This window comes from Aristophania sp. ESL1100, assembly GCF_058511235.1.
This window is the reverse complement of the sequence record NZ_CP196394.1, coordinates 1,903,396-1,918,488: the sequence shown is the minus strand read 5'-3', so window position 1 is coordinate 1,918,488 and position 15,093 is coordinate 1,903,396. Positions and strand designations below refer to the sequence as shown.

The following is a 15,093-nucleotide window of genomic DNA, read 5'->3' as shown; positions in this document are numbered from 1 at the left end:
AGAAAAAGAGGCTCAGCTCGGACGATGGGCGTCAATATAGGCGGCGAGAGACCGTATGGAATAAAAAATCTCCTGACTGTTATCGTCATTGGATTCCAGTTTGATCCCATATTGCGTATTGATCATAAGGGCTATTTCCAGAACATCGATGGAATCAAGTCCAAGACCTTTCCCGAAAAGAGGGGTCTCCGGGTCAATATCCTGCGGATCCACATCCAATTGTACAGCTTCAACCAGATAAGTAGCGAGTTCCAGTTCCAGGGAAGATTTTTTATGAGAGGGGTCGGGCGTCGTCACGTAAAGGGCATATCCATTAATGATAGACAAAGACCGTCCTGTATTATCACCGGGCCTCTCTTTCAGCAAGAGTAACAAATTTAGCCCATAGAATGTATTTTGTTTTGATAATGTAATGAAATAATTAACGAAATTATCGAAAATTCCCGCCTTTATTGCTCACGGGGTAACAATTCTTTTTACTTATTTCCCGATATATTCCGGTCATATTTCCCGATGAAGCCGGTTAAGGGACTCCTCTGTTATAGATACTCGTCCTGAAAGCGGAATGTTTATTATAGGCGGGTATTTTTAAAACCCAATAAAATCATATAGTTATATTAACAATCAGTTGAATTGTGTTTTTTTTTTGACATAACTCGGAAGATTTTAATAAGAATTAAACAAATTAATAAAAGGTTACTGAGGAGCATATTACTAATGGCACTTACGTATCGTCCCCCTGAAGGAGCAACGATTGTCAATGGTGGAAACTGGGTTGCGACCAAGGGACCTGATGGAAAAACTTATTATCAACCGAGCTATGGTACAGGCGACGGTGCAGTTCCTAAAGATGATACAAAATATGAAGGCCCGATTATCATTGAAAATGGAAATCTCACGGTTGCTTCAGGAGCTGAGGCTTCAGGTGCTTACCTTTCAGGCGGTAATTACAACATTTATATTCAATCCGGCGGCACACTCGAATCTTCGACGAATGTGAATGGCTGGACCTATGTCAGCAGTGGCGGGTTGTCTTCTGGTAACACGTTGGTGTCAGATGGGGGGAGGGTTTATCGTGGTGGAACAATGATCGATAATTCCATTCTTTCCGGGCCATACCCTGATGGTGGAGGAGACACTTATTATATCGGGAGCCACGCCTACGTAGATGGGACTAATGTTGTCGGAGGGGGTGCCACTCTGGATGTGACCACAGGGCCGGCCTATGTTGAGTCCCCGATAGATATTGAACCAGGTGGAACACTTAAAATTACATCTGTCGCTACGACTGTCGGAGGAGGGCAGCCTCATAGCGGAATAGCCAATGCTCATCCCACGGTCAATTACCCCAAACCACCTGAAGGAGCCACTGTGGTCAGTGGGGGATACTGGGTTGCCTATAAGGCGTCTGATGGCAAAACATATTATCAGTCGGCAAGCCCGACTGGAGATTGGACAACCCCTGTAGGTAACGATAGATATACAGGCCCAATCATTATTCAAAATGGGTATCTCACAGTTGCTTCTGGTGCTGTGGCCTCTGGTGCCTATATCTCCGGGGGGAATTATAGTGTCTATGTTCAACCAGGTGGTACGTTAGAATCGTCTACACATATTAATGGCTATACATATGTCAGTAGTGGCGGCGTTATGGCTCATAATACCCTCGTATCGGACGAAGGTGCATTGCGCTCAGGTGGGTCATCCATTTCCAATATTTTTATAGCTGGAACAGAAACTGATGGTGGTTCAGATACATTCGTTGTTTCCAGTGGGGGCTATTTAAGTGGCAATAATATCAATGGACCAGGAAGTACATTAACTATTAATTCAGGGGCGACTGTAGCCCAGCCTACGACTAACTATATTACGGAACCTAAAGAAGGGTATCTAACCGCTCATGTTGTCAGTGGGGGGTACTGGGTTGCCTATAAGGCGTCTGATGGCAAAACATATTATCAGTCGGCAAGCCCGACTGGTGATTGGACAACCCCTGTTGCGGGGACTGAGAGATATACAGGCCCGATCATTATTTCAGGCGGATATCTCACAGTTGCTTCTGGTGCGGTTGCCTCTGGTGCCTATATTTCTGGTGGGGGGAATTATAGCGTCTATGTTCAGCCAGGCGGGACACTGGAATCGTCAGTGCATGTGAATGGCTATACATATGTCAGTAGCGGCGCCGTTTCCAAGGATAACATGCTCTTATCAGACGTGGGGAATGTTTATTCCGGCGGGACCTCCCTCAATGATTCCATCCTTGCAGGATCGGATTATGATGGTGGGAGTAATCACGATACATTTACCATTAATAATGGTGGTGTGATCACCAATGCATATGTCGGCTCAGATTCCACCTTAACAATACAGAGTGGCGGGACCTCCATTACTCCAACTCTGGAGGCCGGTGCGTCCTATAATGTTTATCAGGGGCAGTCTGAAGTGTGCTTCCTGCCCGGGACTTTAATCAGAACGCCATCAGGTATGGTTTCTATAGAGACGATCAATCCAGGCGATGAAGTCATAACCTATGTTGATGGTATCGGTGTGCCGGAACGTATCACATGGGTTGGTCAGGCCAGAGGCAGCATTCATTCTGAACGTTCTGATGACGAGGCAGGTTATCCTGTCCGCATCCTCAAGGGGGCAATTGCTGAAAATGTTCCTTTCAAGGATATGCTGATCACGGCAGAGCATTGCCTGTATTTTGGCGGTAAATTTATCCCGGTAAGGATGTTGGTGAATGGCCGTTCCATCTTTTATGACAAGTCGATCACCAAATATGATTACTATCATATAGAGACCCGGAAACATTCTATCATCATGGCTGATGGTGTCTTGACCGAGAGCTATCTGGATACGGGAAATCGCTCCATGTTTATGCAGAAAGGGAATATTTTTTCTTTCCGCGGAAAACAAAGGCAGACCTGGGAGGATGCAGCTGCCCCTCTGACTGTTTCACGTGAAATTGTCGAACCGATCTTCCGTCAGATTGACGCGAGAGCCGATGAAATCGGCGCAGCGATGAATGCGGACGCCCCTGTTCTGAGTGATGATGCTGATTTGCATCTTGTCACCAATACGGGCGTCGTTCTTCGCCATAGCCGGACGACCGGCAATCATTATATGTTCGTGGTTCCTGCCGGGGTTCAATCGGTCCGTATCATGTCCAGGGTGAGCCGCCCTTGCGACGCGATTGGCCCATTTGTGGATGACCGTCGTCAGCTTGGGGTTCTGGTCGGGGACGTGACCATGTTTGAATATAACCAGACATGGGCTGTTACGTCTCACCTTAAGGATGTCAACCTGTCAGGGTGGAGCAACCTGGAAGATGGCTCCATGCGCTGGACAAAGGGTAAGGCTGAACTCCCACTTGGGAAACGTCAGCCAAATCATGACGCTGTTCTTTCCATCCAGATTGTCGCTGCTGGTCCTTATGTTGTCAGAGAGGATGAGGCAAAGCAGACGGCTTTGAGAGCCTGATTGTTTTAAAAGAGTAAGCGTTCTGAGAGCTACCCCGTTTTTGCGTCAAAGCAGGAGCGGGGTATGTGATTCATACAGACATGTCATTATGAATCGGGGGATTCTTCCGAGGAAGGATCATTATGTTGGGCTTTTGCTAAAAAAGCAGGATTCCAAAGGACGTAACGTTGCCATTTTAAAAATAATATGTGTAATAACTATTATTTTTAATAAGAACTTGATGACTTGTTTTAATAAAAACAATAAGTTGTCTTTATTTGTAGTAAAATACGCCTTTTGACAAATATCGGAATCTTTTTAATAGAATTAACCAATTGATAAAAACTTATCAAAAGGTGACGTTACCCATGACATATACATATAACCCACCCGATGGGGCCACGGTCGTCAGTGGTGGTAACTGGATTGCGACAAAAGGACCTGATGGCAAGACTTATTACCAGTCTTCCTACGGAGCGGCTGATGATGCGGCGCCAATCGCGAACAGTGAAAAATATACCGGCCCCATCATTATTTCCAATGCAACTCTGACAGTTGCTCCCGGTGCAGATGTTTCCGGGGCTTATGTTTCCAGTCTCTGGTCGACACCAAACGCGGTATATGTGTCCTCAGGCGGTACATTTGAATCATCGACCCATGTTAATGGTAATACATATGTCAGTAGTGGTGGGTTGTCTTCGGGCAATATGCTCGTCTCAGATGAGGGGAAACTTTATAGCGGTGGAACGTCACTGGATGATACGTTCATCGTAGGTGATGAACGTGATGGAACAGGCAGCAGGTTTCTTATTGACAGTCATGCGCATATAGGTGGTCATACAGTTGTTGGCTCTGGTGTCATTCTGGATGCTGAGGAAGAAGGACATGTTTATATAGAGTCTCCAATAGAGGTTGAGCCTGGCGGGGAACTCCTGATTGCCTCTGCGGGCACAACAGTTGGTAATGGCCAGCCAAATAGTGGCATAGCCAATGCTCACCCTCACGTCGGAGTCCCTAATCCTCCCATAGGTGTCCCTGTCATAAGTGGTGGTAATTGGGAGGCCGTTAAAAATAATGAGACGGGCATAACCTATTATCAGTCCGCGCTTGGCGCAGGTAATGACGTGCAGCCAGTGATTAATGGAGCGGAATATACAGGGCCTGTCATTTTTAAAGATGTAACCCTGACTGTAACGTCCGGTGCAGATATGGTGGGAGCTTACGTCTCAGGGCCCGGGTGGATGTCCGTTGACGTCCAGCCTGGCGGCATATTGGCAGAGTCAACAATCATTGACTGTATAACGAATGTCAGTAGTGGGGGTGCCACCTATGACAATACGTTCGTGTCAGATAATGGTATGGTTTCCGGGGGCGGGACCTCTATTTCCAATATTTATGTGACTAAGAAGAATGACGCCGCTGAGTATTCTATTGCTTCAGGTGCGTATCTGGGGGGAGATACGGTAAAAGGGGAAGGTTACGACTTTCGGATTTCCTCTGGTGCAACGGTTGCTGACACGATTACAAGTTACATCAAGGAGCCCCAACCTGGTTATTTGAAGGCCAATGTCGTCAGTGGAGGTGAATGGATTGCTTATAAGGCCTCTGACGGCAAGACGTACTATCGGGCTGCAGAGGGTCTAGGTGCTTCAGCAAAACCCTCCCCAGCACAGAGTAAAACATATGATGGCCCTATTATTATCTTAAATGGGGATCTTACAGTGACTTCTGGTGCCGTTGCCTCCGGGGCTTACGTCTCTGGCGGTGTTCACGATATTTATATCCAGCCTGGTGGTACTCTGGAATCGTCAGTGCATGTTGAGGGTTATACAATTATCAGTAGTGGTGGTGTTTCCTCTGATAACCTGCTCCTGTCCGATTTCGGATCAACCTATTCCGGCGGGGTCTCTATTGGCGATACGTTTACGACGACGTCAGGTGATACGGGTGTCTATAACGTTGCCAAAGGTGGTGTGATTTCAAACGCCTATATCGGCTCAGGCGTTACTATGGTCGTGCAAAGTGGGGGGACTGCCATTTCCCCCACGCTTCAGGAGGGGGCGACCTATGAGGTTATGGGCGGTCAGTCTGAAGTATGTTTTCTGCCCGGGACGTTAATCAGAACACCTTCAGGCACGGTTGCTGTTGAGGCGATCAATCCCGGTGATGAAATTATTACGTATCGTGACGGTGTTGAGACGCCAGCGCATGTCACATGGGTGGGACAGGGACAAAGTACAATTCATCCCGAACGTTCAGATGACCAGTCAGGCTATCCTGTTCGTATTCTGAAAGGGGCCCTTTCTGATAATGTGCCTTTCAAGGATATGCTGATTACAGCAGAGCATTGCCTGTATTTTGAAGGCGGGTTCATTCCCGTGCGGATGTTGGTAAATGGCCGTTCCATATTTTATGATAAGTCGATCACCGACTATGATTATTACCATATTGAGGCGGAAAAACACTCTGTCATCATGGCTGATGGCGTGTTGACTGAAAGCTACCTGGATACAGGAAATCGCTCATTTTTCGTGCAGAAGGGGAAGGTTGTTCCTCTCAGGGCGAAAGAGAAACCTGGCTGGGAAAAAGCGGCTGCCCCTCTGACTGTTTCACGTGAAATCGTCGAACCGATCTTTCGCCAGATTGAGGCGAGAGCTGAAGAGATGGGTTTTGAAAGGTTCGAAAAAATCCCGGCTCTTACAAATGATGCGGATGTGCATCTTGTAACTGATAAGGGAGACGTAATTCGACAGACTCACGTAACAGGCGATCACTATATGTTCGAAATCCCCGCTGGGGTCCACTCTGTCCGTATCATGTCGAGGGTAAGCCGCCCCTGTGATGCGATTGGTCCCTTCGTTGATGACCGTCGTCAGCTCGGGCTTCTGGTTGGGGACGTGACCATGTTTGAAGCCAACCAGAGATGGGCGATTACGTCCCATCTCAAGGAAGTCAGCCTGTCAGGGTGGAGTGATCTTGAAGATGGCTCCGTACGCTGGACGAAGGGCTATGCTGAATTACCTCTTGGGAAGCGCCAACCCGGCCATGATGCACAGTTATCACTCCAGATTGTCGCTGCTGGTCCTTATGTTGTCAGAGAGGCCGAGGCAAAGCAGACGACTTTGAGTGCCTGATTGTTTTAAAAGAGTAAGCGTTCTGAGAGATACCCCGTTTCTGCGTCAAAGCAGGAGCGGGGTATGTGCTTTAAAGAGGCATGACAGATCACAAGCAATTGAAACAATGCATGGAAACTGCAAATTGAGTATTCCTTTCAGGATAGATATCTTCACTTTTGATCCTGATAGGGATAATCCGTGACTTTCCGGCACCTTTGATTTCACAAACCAGTAGGTATTTTATGAAAAGAATTGATCCCTTTCTGGTCATGTTGATTGTGGCGGTTCTTCTTGCCTCTTTTTTCCCGTGCCCCCCATCACTTCAGCCCTGGATGAACCGGCTGAGCACGTTGCTGATTACGTTAATGTTCTTTTTCCAGGGGGCAAAATTAAAGCGTCATGCCATTATTGAAAGCTTACAGGACTGGCGCCTTCAGGGGGGCACACTGTTCGCCAGTTTTGTGATGTTTCCGCTGCTGGGCTTCGCGCTTTATCTCTTATGTCACTTTGTGTTTGCTGACGGGTTTATCAGTTCTGATCTCTGGGTAGGGGTTCTGTTTCTGTGCTGCCTGCCTTCAACTGTGCAATCGTCCATTGCTCTGACATCAATCGCACGAGGGAATGTACCGGCAGCCATATGCTCGGCAACGGCTTCCAATATTCTGGGAATTCTTTTTACACCTCTTCTCAGTGGCCTTTTACTGCACCGTAGTGACAGTGGCTCCGGGCTTGAGACAATTATGGAAGTGGGTAAGGAACTCCTGCTTCCTTTTCTTGCCGGTCAATTAACGCAGAAATGGGTGGGGCCCATCGTTCACCGGCATAAAATCCTTCTTTCTTTCACAGATAGAGGATCCATTATTGTGCTCGTTTATGCGGCGTTCAGCACAGCCGTGCTTCAGGGGTTATGGAAACGTGTCCCACTGATTGATCTTGGAAAGCTGGCTCTCCTTGATACGGTCCTGCTCTTTTTACTGCTCGCGGCAACCTGGCAGCTCGGGCGGTTGCTGGGTCAGAGTAAGGAAAACGAGATTGCTCTGCAGTTCTGTGGCTCCAAGAAGTCACTTGCGACGGGCGTTCCCATGGCCAGTGTTATTTTCCCGGCAGGGGCAGGGATTATTGTCTTGCCTTTAATGATCTATCATCAGATTCAGCTTTTTGTCTGTACTGTTCTGGCCCGGCGTTACGCGTCACGTCCTGTTACTGATGAATAAGGCCATGACCGTCTTACAGGAACGGGAATGCCATTAATGACTTTTATATCCGTCTCATAAACAGCCTGGAGGATGTCTTCAGTGATAACGTCTTTTGAGGCCCCCTCTGTAATAAGGCGCCCCTGTTTTAGGAAGGCGATCCTGCTGCAATATTGAGCCGCGAGTGATAAATCATGGAGCACAATGCAGATGCCTATTTGTTCCTCTCTGGTTTTTTGGCTCAATAATTCCATCATGTTCATGGCCTGGGCGGGGTCGAGGGCGGCGGAAGGTTCATCAATCAGCAGAAAAGGGCTCTCGACAGCCAGAGCGCGCGCAAGACATATCCGTGCTTTTTCCCCTCCTGAAACAGTTTCAACCCTGCGGAAACGCAGCTCATGAAGCTTTAAGTCATGAAGGATTTTCTCTGTCACGGCCTGTTGTTGAGGTGCTTTTTCTTTTCTGTAGGGGAGCCTGCCCAGATGAATCACCTCTTCAACGGTCAGACCATAAGGGAGAAATCTCTCTTGCGGCAGATAGGCAATTTTCCGGCCTCTTTGAGAGGGAGAAAGCCGCTCAAGGGGCTGGTCATTCAAAAAGACAGACCCTTTTGAAAGGGGTAAAAGTCCCAGAAGGGATTTCACCAAAGTTGTTTTCCCCGCTCCATTTGGCCCTATGATTCCAAGAAGATCTCCCCCTTTAAGAGAGAGGGAAACATCAATAAGGCAGGGTTTCTTTCCCTGGATGACGGTCATATTGCGGGCTGTGAGAGAAAGATCAGACATGAGGGGACCGATTCAATTTCCATATCTGGAAGAGGAAAAAGGGTGTCCCGATTAAGGTTGTCACAACGCCTAAAGGAAGGTTGTTTCCAGGATTATAGGACCGGACCATCATATCAGCACCAACGAGCAAAGCAGCTCCGAGCAAAGCTGAGGGGATAAGCGAGTGTGAGGGTTTATAACCGACCAGAAACCGAGCGAGGTGGGGGACGATCAGCCCTATAAATCCAATATTTCCAGCAACGGCGACCGCCGAACCGAGCGATAGGGCGCAACCGCAGATAATAAGAGCCTGCGTGCGCGGGGGGCTGATCCCCATGGAACAGGCAACATCGTCTCCCAGTGAGAGACCATCGAGGTTACGCCCAGTTACGAGTAGCAGAAGCGAACCAGTCAGAAGGCCGGGAAAAGCTATGAGAAAATCCCGGAGATCAACTTGATTTAACGATCCCAGAAGCCAGTGAGTCATCTCAAAACGGGCATAGGGGCTGGGGACCAGATTTAAAATGAGCGCAAGCAAGGCAACACTGATGGTGCTGAGAGCCATCCCTGTGAGCATCATGACCGTGACACCCCGACGGCTTGATGCCAGTAAAATCAGGCAGGCACAGAGGGCGAAGCTGAAAGCAGCCAAAGGAGTGCTCCATGAAATCTGTGAGAAAAGACCGCTATAAAAGATCAGAACCGCTCCCAGAGAGGCCCCTCCCGTAATCCCCAGGATACCAGGGTCTGCCAGAGGATTCCTCATGACAGCCTGCAGATTGGCCCCAGCCAGTCCCAGAGAGGCCCCGATGAATAAAGACAGCAAAAGCCTTGGTAGGCGCAGCTCACCGATGAGAAGAGCACTGACGCTGTCACGGTGAAAACAGAAATCGATCAATCCCCCCATAACGTGAATATGGGGCGGCAGATGCGTATAAAGAGAGAAAAGGCAGCACCCCGTCAGTAATAATGTAAGGGATAGAAGAATAAAGCGGTAACGGCTCATGGAGACACGCCTTCTTTCTGGAGAGCAAGATGGGCGTTGTGTAAAAGCCGCAGAGCGTCAAGAGACGCGGCAGAACCGCATAAGGTCAATTTCATGGGAATGATAAGAAGGTGAGGTTTTCTGAACTGACTGAGCAGGAAATCAGGCAGAATTTTTGCCTCTTTTAACGATTTTCCTTCATCCAGCTTTGAAATAATCAGAAGATCAGGAGGTGTTATAAGAAGGGTCTCCGGCGAAAAAACGCGGTAATGATCCTGCGTTCCTTTAAGGGAGAGAAAACCGCTTTTCCTGATGAGATCATCTAAAAGTGGGTCGTCACTTTCACTATAAAAGGCCGCTTTCAGAGGGTGTGATGAACTGGAAAGCAAAAGAGAGTGTTCGCTCTGCTCAAAGTGCCGGGCGAGAGCATCGCCTTTCTGTGGAACATCGAGCCACAAGGCCAGCTCTCTGGTCTGTTTGGGAATATCATCGAGTGTTTGGGCTGCGGGAAGTTTATAATAAGCAATGGACCGCAAGTGGGCTATTTGCTCTATAGAAGGGTGATTCCACTGGCTTTCGAGAATATGGGTCGGATCAGAACGGAGGACGTCTTCCCCTTCGGCTTTGAGCGCAGGAAAAGAGCGTGCTTCTTTACAGATGGCGGATTCAGCACAATCACGGGCTAATGGACTTAACCCGGCAATTTCATGAGCCGGGAGGAGTGAAACCAGAGCTTCATCCGTGCAGAGATTAAGGGAAATGACACGTTTGGGGACGTGCGTTTGAGAGCGGGCTTTGACCGGAAAAATGCCACATATGCAGAGAAGGCAGGCAATAAGGGTTCGTAATTCAAAGGCCAATCGTAATCCCTCCATAAAAGGAGCGCCGGGGTTGCCAGTAGCCTGCAGGATTTTCATAATGATTATCCGCCAGATTATCCGCCCTTATAAAAAGCGTTGAAAATTTTGTTAGTTGGTACTGGGTTGCCAGGTCAAACGTCACGTAACCGGCAGTATGGATAGGTGAAAAATTATAGCGGTCTGTGTCATGCCAGGAACTGACGTAAAGCACTGACGGGACAATATGCAGTTTTTTTAAGGGACTCCATATAATACTTGCCGTTACTTTATGTTTGGGGCGGCGGATTAAAGGCGCTTTTTCTATCAGGTCTTTTGTTGTGGTGTAGCTGTAAGAGGCTTTCCATTGCAGGTCGCGGCGTAAGGTTACGCTTATATAAGCTTCAACCCCGCGCGTCCTGGCTCTTGCGACGTTCTGATAACTATATCCATTTACAGAAGAAACATAGCGGTAGTTAATCAGGTTATGGACATGATTTTCATAATAATCCGCGCCGAAGATCAGGCGGTTTTTAAATAGATGTTCTTCAAACCCACTATCAAATCCAATGAGTTTTTCTGCTTTCAGATGAGGGTTGGAAAAACTGTTAAAATCAGGATAACTCACAAAAAGCTGGTTTAGGGACGGCCCATGAAAACCGCTCCCGGCACTGGCCTTGAGCGTCAAACCCGTATGGGGAATTCTGATTGCCGGTGCAACGCGCCATGTGACGTAATGGCCGTAGCGGGAGTTGCTGTCATAACGGATATTGGCGGCTCCCATTAAAATAGAGCGCCATGCTCCTTCAATCTGGGCGTAACCGGCATGGGTTGTTGTCTGATAGTGAGAAGGGCGAATCAGGCGCTCCCTGATATAATCATACCCTGTCAGAAGGCTGACATGCCGCCCCAGATGCGTCAGACCATGCCAGTCTGCTTTCAGCCTGTCGCCCCGGTTAAAGGAGAGGTCTGTTTCTCCGGCTGTTTGATCGCGCCGCCGATAGGTGACGTAACCAAGCCCGAAACGTTGTTCAAACACGCCGTGAAAAGACTTTGAATGGAGTTCACCCCTTACAATCGCCTGGTTTAAATTACTTTCATTGCGTGAGGGACTGGGGATGGAAACGTAATCAGGTGGTGGGGACTGATCAGCTTCAAAGTCATAATCGGCCTGCGTTAAATGAGTCGTTAACGTAACGCCAAGAGAGCGCGTAATATCATAATCAAAACGCATCGTGGCCGTCCGGTTGTCATTACGATTCCGGGCAATTGTTTCAGGGCTATCCTGCCTGTACCGCGTAGGAACGGCCTGATAGGCGCCGGTATGATTATGAGAGAGAATAATAAAATAATGGAATTTATGGAGAGCACCTGAAACAGAGGCCATCTGGTTTGACGTGCTATAAGTGCCCCCTTCAACCCGACCTGTCGCTTTGAAGGCACCTTCGCCTTTCTGCGTTGTCATATCGATCACGCCTGCCATGGCATCGGCCCCGTAAAGACCACTTTGTGGCCCTCTGAGAATTTCGATCTTTCCCAGACCATCTGTCAGAAACTGTGCAGGGTCAAAAGCACCGTCAGGGGTGGAGGGGTCATTGATGTCCATGCCATCAAGACGGAGTTTCACTTCATTGGCATTAAGCCCTCTCATAAAGATCGAACCCGTCCCGCCGGGTCCTCCCGTTCTCACCATATTCAGGCCAGGTGCATAGGAGAGAAGGGTGGACAGGTCACGCTTCTGAGTCAGTTCAATGTCTCTGGCTGTGATGATCGTGACCTGGGAGCCTGTTTTATTTGTCGGGCGTGGTGTCTGCTCGGCCGTAACGGTGATCTCTTCTTCAGGAGAGGATTCAGGCGAGGCAAAGGCCTCCTTGCTGAAGAAAGAGGCGAAACTGAGAAGCAGAAAAAAGACGCGCGAAAGTCTCATGTCCCACCTTATATGTGACAAAGCGGACATGAGCCAGAAAGGCGGGCAGGCCCTGGGCAGGAAGATTAAAAAACTTCCTTGATGAGCCTACCCTGATACCATGATTTCAAAGCTATGAGTACTGATATCATTTGTCATCTATAGGGCGCTTGGGGAGCAGGGCGGGAATAAAGAAAAGCGTGCAGAGCAATGTGCACCCCAGAGATAGCAACAGAAGACGCCCCATACTGGCCGTACCAGGGTGAGCTGAAGCAGCCAGTGACCCGAAGGCAGACCCGGTCGTAAGAGCAGAGAAAATAACAGCCCGCGCCGTTGGTGACGTCAGAGGATATTTCAGGCCGGCCCGCCAGTTCATGACAAAATAGATGTTAAACGACACCCCGACCCCCAGCAGGAGAGGGAGCGCAATAATATTGGCGTAATTGAGGGGCTCCGGTATCAATACGATGAGAATGACCGTCAGGAGTGAAGACAGAATCAAGGGCATAATGACCAGAAGACTGTCTGTTATACGGCGGAGCGCCACAAGCAGAATCAAGGTGATGACGATGATGGCACACAGAGCCGCTTCCAGAAAAGCGTGCGTAATGGTTCTGGCACTTTCAGTAATTTCCAGCGCAGGACCGGCAATGTCTGGATTGACGGTTTTGAGTTCATTGACAAATTTACCCAGAATTGCCGGGTTGGACATCTGCCCTTTCGGGTGAATCACAAGCCTGTAGCGTTGATCGGGAGAAATATATTCTTCCTTGATATCGTCCGGTATGGAATCCAGAGTGACAGGCGAGGGGTTTAAAACGGTCTTGAGCTGGCGCAGTTCCGTTGGCAGGAATTGCGTCATGGCCTGATTGGCCTCAAGGATCGTTTCATCAGAAGCCGATCCCAGACGATGCAGCGCCTCTTTCAGCTGTTTTAAAGCCGGTGTCAGTTTAGTGGGCTCAATCGTATCAAGCTGGCTGGCCGTTTTTAACGTCGCCTGACGGAGGGTCATGGCATCCGGTTTCGGGGGCGTATCAGAAATATCGAGACTGGGCAGGAGAATGTCAGCAGCATCCTTGATCATGGCGAGCTTTTCGTCCTGATGTTCAGGAATCAGGGCACCAATCCATAACACATCATGCACGCTGGGCAGGTGGGACAAGGCTTCAGCCTGTTTGGCGGCAATAGCCTGATCTTTAACAACCAGCTGGGCATTATAGAAAGTCGTCAGGGGGTTTGCTTCCAGAAGCCTGAGCGCTTTCATTCCTTCAGTATTGGGGTTTTTGGTGTGTAATGGATCGGAATCAAACCGGAGCTGGGTTGTCAGCCCCAATCCGACAATGCCGGCAAAAGCAAAGAGTCCCAACACGACAAAACGATGGCGGCGGAGCCCGTTATCAAGCGGTTTCAGAGATAGGAAACCATGATTCTGGGCTGAAGAGCGTGCCTTGAAGACGACAAGCAGGGCCGGGAGAATGGTCAGCGTGCAGGTAAAGGCAATCAGCATACCAATCCCGGCGATAAGGCCCAGCTGAGCCACACCGACAAAACTTGTGGGTGTGAAAGCCATAAAACCAGCAGACGTTGCCAGCGCTGCTATGAAAATCTGAGGGCCACTTTCAGCACCTGTATGGGAAAGGGCTTCCAGCTGGGGAAGGCTTTCGCCATCAGTGCCCTGCTGGCAACGGAAGCGAACACCGAACTGAATGGCGAAATCAACCGCAATACCGACAAATAAAATAGCGAAGGCAACAGAGATCAGATTGAGCGTGCCAACACTTATGGCTGCGAAGCCGGTGGTGAGAATCAGGCCCGTAATGAGGGTTATCAGGATGGGAATAATGACGCGGATCGAGCGAACCGCCATAATGAGCCATAATGTGACGAGAGCCAGTGAAATAATCAGCCCCCACACCATTCCTTCGGCAACGGTGGAGAATTCTTCATCATTAAGTTTGGCTTCCCCGGTAATCAGGGCCGTGGCACGCTTGGCCTTGATGGCAGGGAGCGCATCAAGCTTTGCACGCATGGCCCTGGTGGCAGCTTCGGACGGTTCAAATGATGAGAAGTCCCGTTTGGGATGGGTCATGACAAAATAATAGTCACCCCCCATTGAGCTCAGCTCTCCGGCAAGGAGGTTCTGCCATGAAAGCGGCGTTGCTTTCCCGCGGGAAGCCGCATCCAGAGACTGGGCGAAGGCATTTAATGTTTTGCCGAAACTCTCGGGGATTGCCTGCCCGGATTTAAGGCCCAGACTCAGCAGATTGAAGCTCTGGAATAATCCGCCAAGAGAGGGATCGGCAGAAAGGGTTCCCAGAAAGGGCTGCGCCGCAATAATGGAATCAAGCAGAGGTTCGAGCTGTTTTTGATCAAGAAAAAGCAGTGCGTGCTGCGTGTAAAATGGATTCGCAGCAGGTTCCGAGACGGTTTTGAAATGTTGATGATCTTTTTTTAATTGCTCTGCCAGAGCGTGCGCTGTGGCCTGTCCCTCTTCAGGGGTATCTGCCTTGATGATGGCAACGAGCGTATCTTTTTCACCAGGGAAGAGGCGCTCAATTTCGTGGTTATAATGCTTCCAGGGGAGTGTATTTGAAAAAAGCTTGTCTGTTTCCGTGCTGATCCCAAGCTTCTCGTAACTGAGCCACCCTGCACTAAGACAAAGAAGAAGGAAGAAGGACAAAACAGTAAAAGCATGACGAGAGCAGAAGCTGGTCAAATCACGAGTTAATCTGGAAAGCATAACAGTCCTTAAGAAAGCGACACAGGGCTCAGAGACCGCTTTTAGAACTCAATTCGTTTCTGTGCAATTTCTGATATGCTGGAAAGACGTT

At 48.9% G+C, this 15,093-nt stretch carries 9 protein-coding genes; 3 read left to right on the top strand and 6 right to left on the bottom strand.

Going from position 1 to position 15,093, the window contains the following annotated elements; translation table 11 throughout:
* Positions 1–12: 12 nt before the first annotated feature.
* Positions 13–327: a phosphopantetheine-binding protein gene (locus ACSYSY_RS08725; RefSeq protein WP_491707171.1), complete on the bottom strand. Its 315-nt coding sequence runs from the start codon at positions 325–327 to the stop codon at positions 13–15.
* 390 nt (positions 328–717) lie between these two features.
* Between ACSYSY_RS08725 and ACSYSY_RS08720 the strand changes: the two genes are divergently transcribed.
* From ACSYSY_RS08720 to ACSYSY_RS08710, 3 genes are all read left to right on the top strand, one after another.
* On the top strand, positions 718–3,483 hold the full coding sequence (locus ACSYSY_RS08720) for a Hint domain-containing protein (RefSeq protein ID WP_491707170.1): 2,766 nt from the start codon (positions 718–720) through the stop codon (positions 3,481–3,483).
* 347 nt (positions 3,484–3,830) lie between these two features.
* Positions 3,831–6,596, top strand: coding sequence for a Hint domain-containing protein (locus ACSYSY_RS08715; RefSeq protein WP_491707169.1), 2,766 nt, complete (start codon positions 3,831–3,833; stop codon positions 6,594–6,596).
* 224 nt (positions 6,597–6,820) lie between these two features.
* Positions 6,821–7,792 (top strand): bile acid:sodium symporter family protein, encoded by a 972-nt coding sequence (locus ACSYSY_RS08710; RefSeq protein ID WP_491707168.1) that lies wholly within the window; start codon positions 6,821–6,823, stop codon positions 7,790–7,792.
* On the opposite strand, the gene ACSYSY_RS08705 is transcribed toward ACSYSY_RS08710, so the two are convergent.
* The 5 genes from ACSYSY_RS08705 to ACSYSY_RS08685 all read right to left on the bottom strand — a co-directional run bounded on the left by ACSYSY_RS08705 (position 7,762) and on the right by ACSYSY_RS08685 (position 15,002).
* Positions 7,762–8,556, bottom strand: coding sequence for an ABC transporter ATP-binding protein (locus ACSYSY_RS08705; protein ID WP_491707167.1), 795 nt, complete (start codon positions 8,554–8,556; stop codon positions 7,762–7,764). The genes ACSYSY_RS08710 and ACSYSY_RS08705 overlap by 31 nt on opposite strands.
* Entirely contained in the window at positions 8,549–9,541 is a 993-nt protein-coding gene (locus tag ACSYSY_RS08700) for a FecCD family ABC transporter permease (RefSeq protein ID WP_491707166.1), read from the bottom strand. Before ACSYSY_RS08700 ends, ACSYSY_RS08705 begins: the two co-directional genes overlap by 8 nt.
* Positions 9,538–10,437, bottom strand: coding sequence for a hypothetical protein (locus ACSYSY_RS08695; protein WP_491707165.1), 900 nt, complete (start codon positions 10,435–10,437; stop codon positions 9,538–9,540). The genes ACSYSY_RS08700 and ACSYSY_RS08695 overlap by 4 nt, the downstream gene beginning before the upstream one ends.
* On the bottom strand, positions 10,370–12,283 hold the full coding sequence (locus ACSYSY_RS08690) for a TonB-dependent receptor plug domain-containing protein (protein ID WP_491707164.1): 1,914 nt from the start codon (positions 12,281–12,283) through the stop codon (positions 10,370–10,372). The genes ACSYSY_RS08695 and ACSYSY_RS08690 overlap by 68 nt, the downstream gene beginning before the upstream one ends.
* 127 nt (positions 12,284–12,410) lie before the next feature.
* Positions 12,411–15,002, bottom strand: coding sequence for an MMPL family transporter (locus ACSYSY_RS08685; protein WP_491707163.1), 2,592 nt, complete (start codon positions 15,000–15,002; stop codon positions 12,411–12,413).
* Positions 15,003–15,093 lie beyond the last annotated feature (91 nt).

Bases quoted from the DNA above. Each gene is read 5' to 3' on its own strand.
- ACSYSY_RS08720 (WP_491707170.1), top strand. From the start codon at position 718: ATGGCACTTACGTATCGTCCCCCTGAAGGAGCAACGATTGTCAATGGT.
- ACSYSY_RS08715 (WP_491707169.1), top strand. From the start codon at position 3,831: ATGACATATACATATAACCCACCCGATGGGGCCACGGTCGTCAGTGGT.
- ACSYSY_RS08710 (WP_491707168.1), top strand. From the start codon at position 6,821: ATGAAAAGAATTGATCCCTTTCTGGTCATGTTGATTGTGGCGGTTCTT.
- ACSYSY_RS08705 (WP_491707167.1), bottom strand. From the start codon at position 8,556: ATGTCTGATCTTTCTCTCACAGCCCGCAATATGACCGTCATCCAGGGA.
- ACSYSY_RS08700 (WP_491707166.1), bottom strand. From the start codon at position 9,541: ATGAGCCGTTACCGCTTTATTCTTCTATCCCTTACATTATTACTGACG.
- ACSYSY_RS08695 (WP_491707165.1), bottom strand. From the start codon at position 10,437: ATGAAAATCCTGCAGGCTACTGGCAACCCCGGCGCTCCTTTTATGGAG.
- ACSYSY_RS08690 (WP_491707164.1), bottom strand. From the start codon at position 12,283: ATGAGACTTTCGCGCGTCTTTTTTCTGCTTCTCAGTTTCGCCTCTTTC.
- ACSYSY_RS08685 (WP_491707163.1), bottom strand. From the start codon at position 15,002: ATGCTTTCCAGATTAACTCGTGATTTGACCAGCTTCTGCTCTCGTCAT.